14 protein-coding genes and 1 tRNA gene are annotated in these 14738 nt (G+C 71.9%); 7 read left to right on the top strand and 8 right to left on the bottom strand.

Features of this window, described 5'->3' with window-relative positions:
* The first annotated feature begins 68 nt into the window (after window positions 1-68).
* Window positions 69-1046, top strand: a complete 978-nt coding sequence (locus ACWGN5_RS14920) for an aldo/keto reductase (protein WP_453514913.1) — start codon at window positions 69-71, stop codon at window positions 1044-1046.
* The gene (locus ACWGN5_RS14915; protein ID WP_453514912.1) at window positions 1043-3415 is read left to right on the top strand and encodes a helix-hairpin-helix domain-containing protein; all 2373 of its coding nucleotides are present in this window, start codon (window positions 1043-1045) and stop codon (window positions 3413-3415) included. The genes ACWGN5_RS14920 and ACWGN5_RS14915 overlap by 4 nt, the downstream gene beginning before the upstream one ends.
* An 83-nt stretch (window positions 3416-3498) precedes the next feature.
* Here ACWGN5_RS14915 and ACWGN5_RS14910 read toward each other — a convergent pair whose 3' ends face one another.
* Entirely contained in the window at window positions 3499-4161 is a 663-nt protein-coding gene (locus ACWGN5_RS14910) for a hypothetical protein (RefSeq protein WP_453514909.1), read from the bottom strand.
* Window positions 4162-4208: 47 nt separating this feature from the next.
* On the opposite strand from ACWGN5_RS14910, the gene ACWGN5_RS14905 reads away from it, so the two are divergent.
* Entirely contained in the window at window positions 4209-4397 is a 189-nt protein-coding gene (locus ACWGN5_RS14905; protein WP_015032473.1) for a DUF5703 family protein, read from the top strand.
* Between the two features lie 73 nt (window positions 4398-4470).
* Here the strand turns inward: ACWGN5_RS14905 and ACWGN5_RS14900 are convergent, their stop codons facing one another.
* From ACWGN5_RS14900 to ACWGN5_RS14890, 3 genes are all read right to left on the bottom strand, one after another.
* Window positions 4471-5295 (bottom strand): chaplin, encoded by an 825-nt coding sequence (locus ACWGN5_RS14900; RefSeq protein ID WP_453514907.1) that lies wholly within the window; start codon window positions 5293-5295, stop codon window positions 4471-4473.
* Between the two features lie 139 nt (window positions 5296-5434).
* Window positions 5435-5668 carry a chaplin ChpH gene (gene chpH, locus ACWGN5_RS14895; protein WP_225803827.1) on the bottom strand — a complete coding sequence of 78 codons (234 nt, stop codon included), beginning with the start codon at window positions 5666-5668 and terminating at the stop codon, window positions 5435-5437.
* Window positions 5669-5796: 128 nt separating this feature from the next.
* On the bottom strand, window positions 5797-7122 hold the full coding sequence (locus ACWGN5_RS14890; protein ID WP_453514904.1) for a M20/M25/M40 family metallo-hydrolase: 1326 nt from the start codon (window positions 7120-7122) through the stop codon (window positions 5797-5799).
* Between the two features lie 209 nt (window positions 7123-7331).
* Between ACWGN5_RS14890 and ACWGN5_RS14885 the strand changes: the two genes are divergently transcribed.
* Window positions 7332-7419 (top strand) — tRNA-Leu (locus ACWGN5_RS14885).
* 66 nt (window positions 7420-7485) lie between these two features.
* Entirely contained in the window at window positions 7486-8412 is a 927-nt protein-coding gene (locus tag ACWGN5_RS14880) for an RluA family pseudouridine synthase (RefSeq protein ID WP_453514902.1), read from the top strand.
* Here the strand turns inward: ACWGN5_RS14880 and ACWGN5_RS14875 are convergent.
* From ACWGN5_RS14875 to ACWGN5_RS14860, 4 genes are all read right to left on the bottom strand, one after another.
* Complete coding sequence (locus ACWGN5_RS14875) at window positions 8396-9025, bottom strand: MBL fold metallo-hydrolase (RefSeq protein ID WP_453514899.1); 630 nt, start codon at window positions 9023-9025, stop codon at window positions 8396-8398. The genes ACWGN5_RS14880 and ACWGN5_RS14875 overlap by 17 nt on opposite strands.
* Window positions 9025-10110, bottom strand: a complete 1086-nt coding sequence (locus ACWGN5_RS14870; protein ID WP_453514898.1) for an S-(hydroxymethyl)mycothiol dehydrogenase — start codon at window positions 10108-10110, stop codon at window positions 9025-9027. The genes ACWGN5_RS14875 and ACWGN5_RS14870 overlap by 1 nt, the downstream gene beginning before the upstream one ends.
* A 123-nt stretch (window positions 10111-10233) precedes the next feature.
* Complete coding sequence (locus tag ACWGN5_RS14865; protein WP_453514895.1) at window positions 10234-11694, bottom strand: amino acid permease; 1461 nt, start codon at window positions 11692-11694, stop codon at window positions 10234-10236.
* A 199-nt stretch (window positions 11695-11893) separates the two neighbouring features.
* Window positions 11894-12595, bottom strand: coding sequence for a FadR/GntR family transcriptional regulator (locus tag ACWGN5_RS14860; RefSeq protein ID WP_041128413.1), 702 nt, complete (start codon window positions 12593-12595; stop codon window positions 11894-11896).
* A gap of 157 nt (window positions 12596-12752) precedes the next feature.
* Here ACWGN5_RS14860 and ACWGN5_RS14855 point away from each other — a divergent pair, with 157 nt between their 5' ends.
* Complete coding sequence (locus ACWGN5_RS14855) at window positions 12753-13277, top strand: gluconokinase (RefSeq protein ID WP_369143326.1); 525 nt, start codon at window positions 12753-12755, stop codon at window positions 13275-13277.
* A 59-nt stretch (window positions 13278-13336) separates the two neighbouring features.
* A complete protein-coding gene (locus ACWGN5_RS14850; protein ID WP_453514892.1) occupies window positions 13337-14734 on the top strand; it encodes a GntP family permease in 1398 nt (465 codons plus the stop codon).
* The last annotated feature ends 4 nt before the right edge of the window (window positions 14735-14738 follow it).

Raw genomic sequence — 14738 nt, 5'->3', positions numbered from 1 at the left:
CCATCCGTCAGGACGCGGTTGTCCACAGGCTCTCTCCGCGTGGTGCCCTGGCCAGTACTCTCGCGCCCATGGAGCAGAGGCATCTCGGACGTACCGGCCTGCGTGTGTCGCGCATCGGACTCGGCACCCTCACCTGGGGCCGGGACACCGACGAGCACGACGCCGCCGAGCAGTTGAAGGCGTTCTGGGACGCGGGCGGCACGCTCGTGGACACCGCCGACGTGTACGGCGGGGGCGAGGCGGAGTATCTGCTCGGCCGCCTGATGGAGCGCCTGGTCCCCCGGCAGGACCTGGTCCTGTCGACCAAGGCGGGCAGCGTCCCGGACCCCGACCGGCGCACGGACGGCTCGCGCGGGCACCTGCTGGCCGCGCTCGACGCCTCCCTCGCCCGGCTCGGCACGGACCACGTGGACCTGTGGCAGCTGCACGCCTTCGACCCGTACACGCCCCTGGAGGAGTCGCTGCAGGCCCTCGACATCGCCGTACGCAGCGGCCGGGCGCGGTACGCGGGCGTGGCCAACTTCTGCGGCTGGCAGCTCGCCAAGGCGGGCACCTGGCAGCTCGCCGGCGACCGGACCCGGCTCGCCGGCGCGCAACTGGAGTACTCGCTGCTCCAGCGGGGCGTCGAGCGGGAGGTGCTGCCGGCCGCGCTGGACCTCGGCATAGGCCTGCTGCCCTCGTCCCCGCTGGGGCGCGGGGTCCTGACGGGGAAGTACCGCAGCGGCACGCCGACGGACTCGCGGGGCGCCTCCGAGACGATGGCGCCGTTCGTGGAGCCGTACCTGGACGAGGCGGCGAGCCGGATCGTGGACGCGGTGGCGACGGCGGCGGACGGGCTCGCGACGACCCCGCTCCACGTGGCCCTCGCCTGGGTCCGCGACCGGCCCGGGGTGACCGCGCCGATCGTCGGCGCGCGCACGGCGCGGCAGCTCACGGCCGCGTTGTCAGTGGAGGCCCTTAGTCTTCCTGACGAGATCTGTCGGGCGCTGGACGATGTGTCGGCGCCCGTGCACCGCTATCCGGATCACGACTGGAGCACCTTGTGACCGAGCCTTCCGGGGAGACCGCGCCCGAGGCCGTGCCCCCCGCCGAGACCCCGGGGGACCACCCCACGGAGGCCGTGGCCCCCGACGCCCCCGAGGAACGGGCCGCCACGGAGGAACGGGCCGCCACGGAGGACCGGACCGAGGGGCCGGGAGCGGCCGAGGAGTCGGGAGCGGCCGAGGAGCCGGACACGGCCGAGAAGTCGGACTCCGGCGAGGGTGTCACCGGCGCGGAGACGGCCGACGCCGCCGGGACGGGCGACGAGGCGACGGACGAGCCGGCGTCGTCCGATCCGGCCGGGGCGACCGAAGAGCCGGCGTCGTCCGACCCGGCCGGGGCGACCGAAGAGCCGGACGCCGCCGACGCGCCCGCCGAGACCCCGCAGTCCGGGGACGGCGCCGACGCGGCCGGGTTGAGCGAGGCGCAGGCCGAGCTGGCCGCGCAGCGGGAGCTGCGGGCGAGGATCGAGGCGCGGAAGGCCGAGAAGAGCGGCCCGGTGGCGAGCGGCGCCAAGCTGAGCGGCACCGCCGCCGACCTCCTCGCGGCCGTCCGGGCCGTGGAGGGCGGCTCCGCCACGGGCAGCACGTTCTACGAGCCGGCACCCGAGCCCGCACCCCGCCGCCCCGCCGCCGAGGCGCCCCCGGCGATGACCGTGCGGCCCCCCGCACCGGAGCGGCCGGCGGCTCCGGCGCCCGGCACCACGGCCGCCGTCCGCGAGGTCCTCGCCGAGGGCGGCGCCCCCGAGACGCTGGCCGGCCAGGTCGCCGCCGCGCTCGGCGAGGGCGCGGCCGGGGCGCTGCGCGAGGACCCGTGGCAGCTGCTCGCGGTGGCCGGGGTCCGCCCCGAGCAGGCCGACGGTTTCGCGCGGGCGCTGCTCGGCCCCGCGTGCGGCCCCGGCGACCCGCGCCGTGCGGTCGCCCTGACCGTGTGGCTCCTGGAGCGGGCCGCCCTCCAGGGGCACACGGCCCTGGAGATCGAGGCCGTGCGCGCCGGACTCGCCGGGCACGCGGTGCCCGACCCCGAGCAGGCCGTCGAGACCGCGGTCTCCGAGGGCGCGGTCCTCGTCTTCCAGGAGGAGGAGACGGCGGAAGAGCCCGACGGCGACGAGGAGGTCGAGGAGGTCGAGGAGACACCCGCGCCCGCCACTCCCGTACTGCTCGGACTCGACCGGTACGCGCTCGCGGAGGAGAGCCTCGCGGACGGTCTCGCCCGCCTGGCCAAGACGGCGACTCCCGACGCCTGGGAGGGCGGCGAGCTCGAGCGCGCCGCCGGGGCCCACGGCCTCGTCCTGCACACCGGCGGAGAGGCCTCCCGCGCCGAGCCGGTGGCGCTCGCCGCGGCGGCCCGTGAGCGCGGGCTGCGCACCCTGGTGGCCGTCCACGCGGACGCCGGGCGCAGGGCCGCCGGGGCGGACGCGGTGACGGTCGCCGCCCTGCTGTCCGGTGCTGCGGGCCCCGGCCGGGACGAGGACGGCGCCTTCGCCCTGGACCTCCTCGTGGTGCTCGACGCGCCGCAGCTGGACGTGGAGACCGGCGCGATGCTGGTGGAGTCGCTCCCGGACGGCTGCCGACTGGTGCTGAGCGGCGACCCGGAGGTGCTCGGCGCGCCGGGCGCGGGCCGGGTCTTCGCGGACCTGCTCGCGGCCCGGGTGTGCCCGAGGATCGCCTCCCGCGTCCCCGACCCGGGGCCGCTCGGCGAGCTGGTGTCGGGCATCGGCGTCGGCGAGCTGAACCAGGTCGAGGCCCCCGGCAAGGAGGTCGTGATCGTCCCGGTGCGGGACGCGGGCGAGGCCGTGCACCGTACGGTCCAGCTGGTGGCGGACTCGGTGCCCCGGGCCATCGGGGTGCCGTCCGAGCAGACGCAGGTCGTGACGGTCGGCCACGGCGGCTCGGCCGGTACGCGCGCGCTGAACGCCGCGCTCAAGCAGCGGCTGAACCCCGGCCCCGGCCGCTTCGGGGGCTACGACCCGGGGGACCGGGTGGCGTACGCGCCCGTACCGGGGCGCACGGTGACCGGCACGGTCCTCTCGGCCGACGCCGAGGGGCTGCGGCTGCGCTGCGGGGACGACGAGATCGTCGTACCGAAGGAGCGGGTGGAGTCGGCGCTGCGGCACGGCTGGGCGCTCACGGCGCACCAGGCGGCGGGGGCGCGCTGGCCCGCGGTGGTCGTGGTGCTGCCCGGGGACGCCGCGGGCGGCCTGAGCCGACCGTGGGTGTACACCGCCTTCGGCCGGGCGGAGCGCCATCTGTCGGTCGTGCACGGCGTGGACCAGGCGCTGGCCCGCGCGGTGGCCGAGGGGGTGGCCCCGGAGCGTACGACGCGGCTGCGGCCCCTCCTGGAAGGGCTGCTGGCGGCCGACGAGGAGAAGTAGCGGCGCGGGAGCGACGAAGGGCCGGGACACCGCACACGGCGTCCCGGCCCTCCCGCTTCCTGGAAGGCGGCGGAGGCCGGACGTCAGGCGTCCACGCCGCGGACCGCCGCGTCCACGGGCTCGTCCTCGTCCTCCTCCTCGTCGAAGACGGAGCTGACGTCGAAGCGGCAGACGATCCGCTCGGGATCGGCGTGGTCGAAGGGAGCCGCCAGCCACTCCCCCGGTTCGGGGAGTTCGTCGGCGGCGGTGACCCAGAGCGTGGAGTCCCCTTCCTCCAGGCCGAACTCCTTGTGCCGGGAGGCGATCTCGTCCGGTTCGTACTCGCCGAAGAGCACGCCGAGGGCGGCGAGCGGCGAGACGCCGGCCTTGGCGGCGGCCGCGGTGTCCGCGTCGTCGCCGAGCTCGGCGACGCGGCGGGCCTGGGCGAGCAGGCGTTGCGGTTCCGCCACGGCGTAGTCGCGGCGGATCAGGAGGCTGAGGGCGTGGGGTTCGTCAGGTCCGGCGTACGGCGGCAGGTTGCCGTCGGCTCCGGGGATCTCGAAGGGGGTGACCTCGTCGTAGCGGTCGTAGAGGAGTTCGTCGTACGCCTCGGCCGCCGCGGCGAGGGCGTTGAAGGCTTCGTAGACGGCCGTGTCGTCGTCTCCCGTGCGGCGTTCGACCGCCGCGAGGTGACGGTCCAGTGCGGTCTTGACCGCCTCGGCGGCGGCACGTACCTCGGCAGCGGTTGGCTGCGCAGCATCAGACATGGGACAGACGCTATCCGTACCGGGCCCGTGCCCGCACAATAGATGCGATGCCGGAATACGAATTTGTCGACGTGTACGTGCCGCGCGGTGTCTCCCGCAAGGAGGCGACGCGGCTCCTGACCGACCATGCCGAGTACGGACACTGGGAGTTGGACCGTCTGAGCCTCCACCGGGACGGGAGCCGCAGAGTGCGGTTGAAGCGGCGGATCATCCGCCAGGTCAGGGCGACCTGGTAGCGCGACGAGTGGACAGCGAGAAGGGGCCCCGCGGTGTGCGGGGCCCCTGTGCGTGGTGCGTGACCGCGGGGGCTCAGGCGGCGCTGCGGGCGCGGCGGTAGATCAGCGAGCCGGCGAGCAGCAGTCCGGCGCCGGCCGGGACGATCACGCCGAGCGGCCCGGAGCCGGTCTCGGCGAGCTCCTCGACGGCGCGGGGCGGGGTGACGACGTGGGTACCGGGAGTGTTCGGCCCGCCCTCGCCGCCGGAGGTGCCGGGAGTACCAGGCGTACCCGGGTGCCCGGGAGTACCAGGGGTGCCGGGCGTACCGGGAGTCCCGGGCGTACCCGGAGTCCCAGGGGTGCCGGGCGTGCCCGGGGTACCGGGAGTGCCAGGCGTCCCCGGAGTGCCCGGGGTCCCGGGCGTACCCGGAGTGCCAGGCGTACCGGGAGTGCCAGGCGTACCCGGAGTGCCGGGCCCCTCCTCCCCGTACCCCGTGTCCCCTCCCCCGTTGGCGCAGTCGTTGCCCGTGACGGCGTTGCCCAGGCCGACGCCCGTGACGTTGTTGCCGCAGACGTTCACCGGGACGTCGATCGGGACCTGGACGTTGTTGCCCGAGGCCACGCCCGGAGAGTTGCTCGTGTGCCCGCCGGCGGAGGAGCCGCTGCCGGACGGGGAGGTGTTGGCGCACGTATTGCCGAAGGCCGGATTGAGCACACCGACGACATTGACGGTGTTTCCGCAGGCGTTCACCGGTACGTGCACCGGGACCTGGACGGAATTACCGGACGCGATGCCCGGGGAATTCGTGGCCGTACCGTTCGCGCCGGAATCGGCGTGCGCATATCCGCCGCCGACGGCGGCGAAAACGCCTCCGGCGGCCGCCACGGTGATAAGGCCCTTGCGCGTGACCTGTCGCATAGCTTGTTCCTGCCTGCTCGGCTTAGAAGGAGTGCCACCGGGCGGTCGGCCCGGGGCGGAAATGGCCACCGGCCCCGGAGTGCATGGCGCGCACTCCGGGGCCGGACCGGCTCAGACCCTCACGGGGCGAGGCACAACGTCAGGCGTTGATGCAGGTGTTGCCGAAGGCGGGGTTCAGCAGGCCGATCACGGAGACCGTGTTGCCGCACACGTTCACGGGGATGTGAACCGGAACCTGGACGACGTTGCCCGAGAGCACGCCGGGGGAGCCGATGGCGGCACCCTGGGCACCCGCGTCGGCAACGGCCATGCCCGCGCCCGCGAGAACGAGACCGCCGGTGGCAGCCGCAGCAGCGACGACCTTCTTGATCATTATTCCTCCTAGTTGGCAATGCGGCCCCAGCCGCGGACCGCATCACCTGTAACGAGGGGGAATGGTGAGGGCTACGAGCCCCCGAGGGCATTCACTCTTTCCGGTTACATACAAACAGACTGGCGAATTCAGCAGGCGTCGAGGAAACGGTCCAGAACGCGGACGCCGAACTTGAGGCCGTCGACCGGGACCCGCTCGTCCACGCCGTGGAACATGCCGGCGAAGTCGAGCTCGGGCGGCAGCTGGAGCGGGGCGAAGCCGAAGCAGCGGATGCCGAGGTCGTCGAAGGACTTGGCGTCGGTGCCGCCGGAGAGCATGTACGGGACGGCGCGGGCGATCGGGTCCTCGGCGCGCAGCGCCAGCTGCATGGCGTCCACGAGGGCGCCGTCGAAGCTGGTCTCCAGGGCCTTGTCGCCGTGCACGTCCTCGCGCTTCACGCGGGGCCCGAGGATCCGGTCGAGGTCGGCCAGGAACTCCTGCTCGTAGCCGGGCAGGAAGCGGCCGTCGACGTGCGCCGTGGCCTGGCCGGGGATCACGTTCACCTTGTAGCCGGCGCCGAGCATGGTGGGGGCGGCGGAGTTGCGGAGGGTGGCGCCGACCATCTTGGCGATGCCGCCGAGCTTGGCGAGGGTGCCGTCCATGTCCTCGGGGTCGAGCGGGGTGCCCAGGGCGTCGGAGAGCTCGTCCAGGAAGGACCGCACGGTCTTGGTGACGCGCACCGGCCACTGGTGGCGGCCGAGGCGGCCCACCGCCTCGCAGAGCTCCGTGATGGCGTTGTCGTCATTGGTCATGGAGCCGTGGCCGGCCGTGCCCTCGACGGTCAGCCGCATCCAGTGCATGCCCTTCTGGGCCGTCTCGACCAGGTAGAGCCGCAGGTTCTCGTTCACGGTGAAGGAGAAGCCGCCGACCTCGCCGATCGCCTCCGTGACCCCGTCGAAGAGGTCGCGGTGCTTGTCGACCAGGTGCCGGGCGCCGTAGGTGCCGCCGGCCTCCTCGTCGGCGAGGAAGGCGAGGACGATGTCGCGCGGGGGCTTGCGGCCGCTGCGCAGCCGGTCCCGGACGACCGCGAGGGTCATCGCGTCCATGTCCTTCATGTCGACGGCGCCGCGGCCCCACACGCAGCCGTCGGCGACCTCGCCGGAGAAGGGATGGTGCGTCCAGTCCTCGGCATTGGCCGGAACCACGTCGGTGTGCCCGTGGATGAGCAGGGCCGGCTTCGACGGGTCCTCGCCCTCGATGCGGGCCACGGTGGAGGCCCGCCCCTTGTGCGACTCGATGATCTTCGGCTCGAGTCCGACCTCCGCGAGCTTCTCGGCGACGTACTCGGCCGCCGCCCGCTCTCCCGGTCCGGAGTGGTCGCCGTAGTTGCTGGTGTCGATGCGGATGAGGTCACGACAGAGGTCCACCACCTCGTCCTCGCCGCTGACGCTCCGGGTCGTGTTCGACTCGCTCACGCTGCTTCCTCCCACTACGTGCCCCACGTGATTCCTTGTGATCTCCCCCATCCTCCCGCGTGGCCCCCTCACCGCCCAAGGGCGCCGCAGGGCCCGACACGCCGCTGTCACATGCCGGGGGCCGAGCGAGGGTGGTGATCGGCCCCCTCAGATCTTTGCTATTGTTCTGTTCGTCGGAAGGGCCGAGCGCCCCGAAAGACAGACACCTTGTCCGGGTGGCGGAATGGCAGACGCGCTAGCTTGAGGTGCTAGTGCCCTTTATCGGGCGTGGGGGTTCAAGTCCCCCCTCGGACACCAGCGAAGGACCCCACATTTTGTGGGGTCCTTCTTGTTACGGCGGCAGGAATCACGGCGGTAGGACCGGTGCGACGCAGATCCAAGGCCCCCCTTTCGCCCCTCCCCCAGCGGTACGGGATCGATCCCGTGCGGGTGCGGTTGCCTGAGGGGGATGGGGTGGGGTGGGTGAGCGTTCGGGATTTTCTGGTCGCGCGGTACGGGGGTGCCGTCGGGGTCGGGCGGGTCGAGGGGATGGTGCGGGAGGGGCGGTTCGTCGGGGTCGACGGGCCGGTCGGGCCCGACGAGCCGTATGTCGGCGGGCGGTATCTCTGGTTCCATCGGGACTTTCCCGTCGAGACGCCTGTGCCCTTCGAGGTCGGGGTGCTCTATCGGGACGAGCGGATCGTCGTGGCCGACAAGCCGCATTTTCTGGCGACCATGCCTCGGGGGCGGCATGTGACGGAGACCGCGCTCGCGCGGTTGCGGCGTGATCTCGGGCTGCCCTTCCTTCAGCCGGCGCACCGGCTGGACCGGCTGACGGCCGGGCTCGTGCTGTTCGTGGTGCGGCCCGAGGACCGGGGGGCGTACCAGACGCTGTTCCGGGACCGGCTCGTGCGCAAGGAGTACGAGGCGGTGGCCCCGTACGATCCGGCCGTCGAGCTGCCCGTCACCGTGCGCAGTCGGATCGAGAAGGAGCGTGGGGTGATGGCCGCCCGGGAGGTGCCGGGTGAGCCGAACAGTGAGAGTCGGATCTCGCTGGTGCGGCACGCGGGAGGGGTGGGGTGGTATCGGCTCGTGCCCGTGACCGGGCGGACCCATCAGCTGCGGGTGCATATGAACCGGTTGGGGGTGCCCATTCTCGGCGATCCCGTCTATCCCGTGGTCCGTGCGGACGGGCCGGAGGACTTCTCGCGTCCGCTGCAACTGCTCGCTCGGACGCTGGAGTTCACCGACCCGTTCACCGGTGTGGCGAGGGCCTTCGAGAGTCCCTCCGTGCTCAGTGGCCCCGGTTGATCCATTCCTCCAGGTGCGGGGCCTCCGCGCCGATCGTCGTCGTTTCGCCGTGGCCCGTGCGGACCACCGTCTCCGGCGGCAGGGTGAGGAGCTTCTCGCGGATCGAGTCGACGATCGTCGGGAAGTCCGAGTAGGACCGGCCCGTCGCGCCCGGGCCGCCCTGGAACAGGGTGTCGCCGGTGAAGACCGTGCCCAGGTCGGCGGCGTACAGGGAGACCGCGCCGGGGGCGTGGCCCGGGGTGTGGAGGACCTTCAGGTCCGTGCCCGCGATGGTGAGGACCTGGCCGTCGCCGAGGTCTCCGTCCGGGGTGTGGTCCGGGTGGGTCAGCTTCCACAGCGGCTGGTCGGCCGGGTGGAGCAGGATGCGCGCGCCGGTGGCGGCCGCGAGGGCCGGGGCCGCGTCGATGTGGTCGTCGTGGGCGTGGGTGCAGACGATGGCGCGCAGGGCGCGGCCGTCGAGCGCCGCAAGGATCGCCGCGGCGTCGTGGGCGGCGTCGATGACGATGGCCTCGGTGTCGTCGCCGACGATCCAGACGTTGTTGTCGACGTCCCAGGTGCCGCCGTCGAGGCTGAAGGTGCCGGAGGTGACCAGGTGGTCGATGCGTGCGGCCATCAGAGGACCACCACCGAGCGCAGGACGTCGCCCTCGTGCATCCGCGCGAAGGCCTTCTCGACGTCGCCGAGGCCGATCGTCTCGGTGACGAAGGCGGCGAGGTCGATACGGCCCTGCTGGTGCAGGTCGATGAGCATCGGGAAGTCGCGGGACGGCAGGCAGTCCCCGTACCAGGAGGACTTGAGCGCGCCGCCTCGGCCGAAGACGTCGAGGAGAGGCAGTTCCAGCTTCATCTCGGGGCTCGGGACGCCTACCAGGACCACCGTGCCCGCGAGGTCTCGGGCGTAGAAGGCCTGCTCGTACGTCTCCGGGCGGCCGACGGCCTCGATGACGACGTCGGCGCCGAAGCCGCCGGTGAGCTCGCGGATCGCCTCGACGGGGTCCGTGGAACGGGAGTTGACCGTGTGGGTGGCGCCCATCTCCTGGGCCTTGGCCAGTTTCCGGTCGTCGATGTCCACGGCGATGATCTTCGCGGCTCCGGCGAGGCGGGAGCCGACGACGGCCGCGTCGCCGACGCCGCCGCAGCCGATGACGGCGACGGTGTCGCCGCGGCCGACGTTGCCGGTGTTGATGGCGGCGCCGATGCCGGCCATCACGCCGCAGCCGAGGAGGCCCGCGACCTCGGGGGCGACGGCCGGGTCGACCTTGGTGCACTGGCCGGCGGCGACGAGGGTCTTCTCGGCGAAGGCGCCGATGCCGAGGGCCGGGGAGAGCTCCGTGCCGTCGAGGAGCGTCATCTTCTGCTTCGCGTTGTGGGTGGCGAAGCAGTACCAGGGGCGGCCGCGGGTGCAGGCGCGGCAGGTGCCGCAGACGGCGCGCCAGTTGAGGATCACGAAGTCGCCGGGGGTGACGTCGGTGACGCCCTCGCCGACGGACTCGACGATTCCGGCGGCCTCGTGGCCGAGGAGGAAGGGGAACTCGTCGTTGATCGCGCCCTGCTTGTAGTGGAGGTCGGTGTGACAGACGCCGCAGGCCTGGATCTTCACGACGGCCTCGCCGGGGCCGGGGTCGGGGATGACGATCGTCTCGACCCGTACCGGTTCGTTCTTGCCGGGGGCGATGACCCCCTGGACGTGCTGCGGCATCGCGAACTTCCTTTTCTCCGAACGGATCTTGTAAGGCTCTTGCGTACCACTATCTCCTGACAAAAGGCGAGACCCCCGCAGGCCGTGCCTGTGGGGGTCCCGCCGTCTCCCGTGGGGGGAGTCTCAGTCCTGCTGGGCCGCGGCGGTCTCGCGGACCCGGCGGCGGACCAGGAACCAGCCGCCGGTGAGCGCGGCCGCGATGAGCGGCAGACAGTTCACGGTGGTGCGGCCGACGCCGCCGTCCATCCACATCAGGACGAGGACGGAGGCGAGGAAGCCCAGGGTGATGATCTGGGTGTACGGGGCCCAGGGCAGCCGGTACGCGGGCCGGACGAGCTTGCCCTGCTCGGCGCGGCGCACGAAGAGCAGCGAGCAGATCATGATCATGGCCCAGGTGCCGATGATGCCGATGGAGGCGAAGTTGAGGACGAGCTCGAAGGCCTCGCCCGGCATCAGGAAGTTGAGGACGACACCGGCGATGCCGAAGCCCGCGGTGAGCAGGATGCCGCCGTAGGGGACACCGCCCTTGTTCATGACGCCGGTGAACTTGGGCGCGGAGCCGGACAGCGACATCGAGCGCAGGATGCGGCCGGTGGAGTAGAGGCCCGAGTTGAGGCTGGAGAGGGCGGCGGTGAGGACGACGAGGTTCATCACGCCGGCGGCGCCGGGGATGCCGAGCTTGTCGAAGACGGTGACGAACGGGCTCTGGTCGCCGGTGTAGGCGGTGAACGGGAGGATCAGCGCGAGCAGGACGACCGAGCCGACGTAGAACAGGCCGACGCGCCACATGATCGAGTTGATCGCCTTCGGCATGATCTTCTCGGGGTTCTCGGTCTCGCCGGCGGCGACGCCGCACAGCTCGACGGAGGCGTAGGCGAAGACGACGCCCTGGATCAGCAGCAGCATCGGCATGACGCCGTTCGGGAAGATGCCGCCGTTCTCGGTGATGTTGTGCAGGCCGGGGGTGTGGCCGCCGACGTCGTGCGAGGTGACGACGAGGAAGATGCCGACGAGCATGAAGGCGACCAGCGCGGCGACCTTGATGATCGCGAACCAGAACTCCATCTCGCCGAAGTACTTCACGGAGATGAGGTTGGCGGCGAGGACGACCGCGAGGGCGATCAGGGCGAGGACCCACTGCGGGATGTCGCTGAACATGGCCCAGAAGTGGGCGTAGGTCGCGGCCGCGGTGATGTCGGCGACGGCGGTGGTCGACCAGTTGAGGAAGTAGAGCCAGCCGGCCGTGTAGGCGCCCTTCTCGCCCATGAACTCACGGGCGTACGAGACGAAGGCGCCGGAGGACGGGCGGTAGAGCACGAGCTCGCCGAGCGCGCGCACGACGAAGAAGGCGAAGAGGCCGCAGACCGCGTACGCGATGAAGAGCGAGGGTCCGGCGTTGTGCATGCGGCCGCCGGCGCCGAGGAAGAGGCCGGTGCCGATGGCGCCGCCGATGGCGATCATGTTGATGTGCCGGGACTTGAGGTCCTTGCGGTATCCGGCGTCGCCTGCGTCGACGTGGGGGGCGGCGGCCGGGTTCGCCGGAGCGGCGGACAGCGGCTCGGCCGCGGTGACGCGGTCAGTCATGGAGTTGTTCGCCTTCGTGAGGGGGGGACGGTGCGGTACCCGGCCGTACCTGAACGGGGGGTCTCCCCGGCACGGCCAGCGCACATCCTCACGGTTGCGGCGCCCGACTGACTGTGGCGCATGTCACTGAACGCCCTTATTTGAGCTAGTTCAGAGCTTTACGGCGAACTTACGCGAAAGTAACGGGAGTCTTTCGGCCTCATGGCGCGAGGACGTCCAGTTCCTGGAGCGCGCCGACGGCGATCTGGCGGGTGAGCTCCTCGGCGCGGGCCGCGTCCCGCTCCCGTACGGCCTCGGCGACCTGGACGTGGAGGGTGACGGCCGCCGGGTCGGGGTCCTCGAACATCACGTGGTGGTGGGTGCGGCCGGTGAGGACCTCGGCGACGACGTCGCCGAGGCGGGCGAACATCTCGTTGCCGGAGGCGTTGAGCACGACCCGGTGGAAGGCGATGTCGTGGACGAGGTACTCCTCCAGGCGGCGGCCTCGCGAGGTGGCGACCATGCCGAGGGCCTGCTCGGTGAGCTCGCGGCACTGCTCGGGAGTGGCGTTCAGGGCGGCCAGGCCGGCGGCGACCGGTTCGACGGCCGAGCGGAGCACGGTGAGCGAGCGGAGCTGGCGGGGGCGGTCGGCGCCGGCCAGCCGCCAGCGGATCACCTGGGGGTCGTACACGTTCCAGCTGGCCGTCGGGAGCACGGTCACGCCGACGCGGCGGCGGGACTCGACGAGGTGCATGGACTCCAGGACCCGGACGACCTCGCGGACGACGGTCCGGGAGACGTCGAAGCGCTGGGCGAGCTCGTCGGTGCGCAGCACGGTGCCCGGCGGGTACTCCCCGGCGGTGATCGCGAGGCCCAGGGTGGCCAGGACGTGTGAGTGGAGCCCCTGGGCCGGTGTCGTCATGCCGATCAGCCTATGCGCGCGGGCCCGGATGATCACACCCGGGAATTAAAAGTACGACTTTTATGTCACAGACTCTTGAATACGTCGTACCCAATGGGTTTCATGAGCGCGACGGATTCACCGAATCGATGTCGAAGAAGACAGCGAGGCACCCCTCATGAGCACCACCCCCCTCTCCGCTCCCCCGGTCGTCGTCGTGATGGGCGTCGCCGGGACCGGCAAGACCACCATCGGTCCGCTGGTCGCGGAGGCGCTCGGTCTGCCGTACGCCGAGGGCGACGACTTCCACCCGGCGGCCAACGTCGCCAAGATGTCGGCCGGCATCCCGCTGGACGACACGGACCGGGGGCCGTGGCTCGACGCCATCGGGGAGTGGGCGCACGGCCGGGCCGGGCTCGGCGGGGTCGTGAGCAGCTCCGCGCTCAAGCGGATCTACCGGGACCGGCTGCGTGCCGCCGCGCCCGGGGTCGTCTTCCTGCATCTGACCGGTGACCGGGAGCTGATCGAGGGGCGGATGGCCGCACGCAAGGGCCATTTCATGCCCACCGCACTCCTCGACTCCCAGTTCGCCACCCTGCAGCCGCTGCAGGAGGACGAGGCCGGCGTCGCCGTCGACGTCTCCGGCACCCCGGAGGAGATCACCGCCCGCGCCGTCGCCGCCCTGCGCGGCCTGGCCGGCTGACCCCTCCCCCGTCACCCCGCACCCCCGTCCCCCTTCCTGCCCGTACGAAGGACACCACCGTGACCAGTCTCAGCGTCGAGATCCTGGCAGCGGACGCCGCCGAACCGATCACCTCGGCAGGCAACGCCCAGCTGGGGATCGCCGTGCTCGCCGGCATCGCCGTCATCGTCCTGCTCATCACCAAGTTCAAGCTGCACGCGTTCCTCGCGCTGACCATCGGGTCGCTGGCGCTCGGCGCGTTCGCGGGTGCCCCGCTCGCGGACACCATCAAGTCGTTCAGCACCGGACTCGGCAACACCGTGGCCGGTGTGGGCGTGCTCATCGCGCTCGGCGCGATCCTCGGCAAGCTGCTCGCCGACTCCGGCGGCGCCGACCAGATCGTGGACACGATCCTGGCGAAGACCGGCAAGAAGGCCATGCCGTGGGCGATGGTCCTGATCGCCTCCGTGATCGGCCTGCCGCTCTTCTTCGAGGTCGGCATCGTGCTGCTGATCCCGGTGGTGCTCATGGTCGCCAAGCGCGGCAACTACTCGCTGATGCGGATCGGCATCCCGGCGCTGGCCGGCCTGTCCGTGATGCACGGCCTCATCCCGCCGCACCCCGGCCCGCTCGTCGCGATCGACGCGGTCGGCGCCAACCTGGGCGTGACCCTCGCGCTCGGCCTGGTCGTCGCCATCCCCACCGTGATCATCGCCGGTCCGCTCTTCTCCAAGTACGCCGCCCGCTGGGTCGACATCCAGGCGCCCGAGAAGATGATCCCGACGCGGCCTTCCGAGGACCTGGAGAAGCGCCCCGGCTTCGGCGCCACCGTCGCGACCATCCTGCTGCCCGTCGTCCTGATGCTGGTCAAGGCGCTCGTCGACATCGTGATCGACGACCCCGAGAACGGCGTGCAGAAGGTCACCGACGTCATCGGCTCGCCGCTGATCGCCCTGCTCGCGGCCGTCATAGTCGGCATGTTCACCCTGGGCCGCGCGGCCGGCTTCACCAAGGAGCGGCTGAACTCGACCGTCGAGAAGTCCCTCGCCCCCATCGCCGGCATCCTGCTGATCGTCGGCGCGGGCGGCGGCTTCAAGCAGACCCTGATCGACATCGGCGTCGGCCAGATGATCCTCGACTTCTCGAAGAGCTGGTCGATCCCGGCCCTGCTGCTCGCCTGGCTGATCGCGGTCGCGATCCGGCTCGCGACCGGCTCGGCCACGGTGGCGACGATCTCGGCGGCCGGCCTGGTGGCCCCGCTCGCCGAGGGCATGTCGACCGGTGAGGTGTCGCTCCTCGTCCTCGCGATCGGTGCCGGCTCGCTCTTCTTCAGCCACGTCAACGACGCCGGTTTCTGGCTGGTGAAGGAGTACTTCGGCATGAACGTCGGCCAGACGATCAAGACCTGGTCGGTGATGGAGACGATCATCTCGGTCGTCGGCATCGTGTTCGTGCTGCTGCTGTCGCTGGTGCTGTAGCCCG

This window comes from Streptomyces sp. NPDC055815 (genome assembly GCF_053616475.1).
Note: the sequence above shows the minus strand (reverse complement) of the source record. Positions and strands in the feature narration are given on the sequence as shown.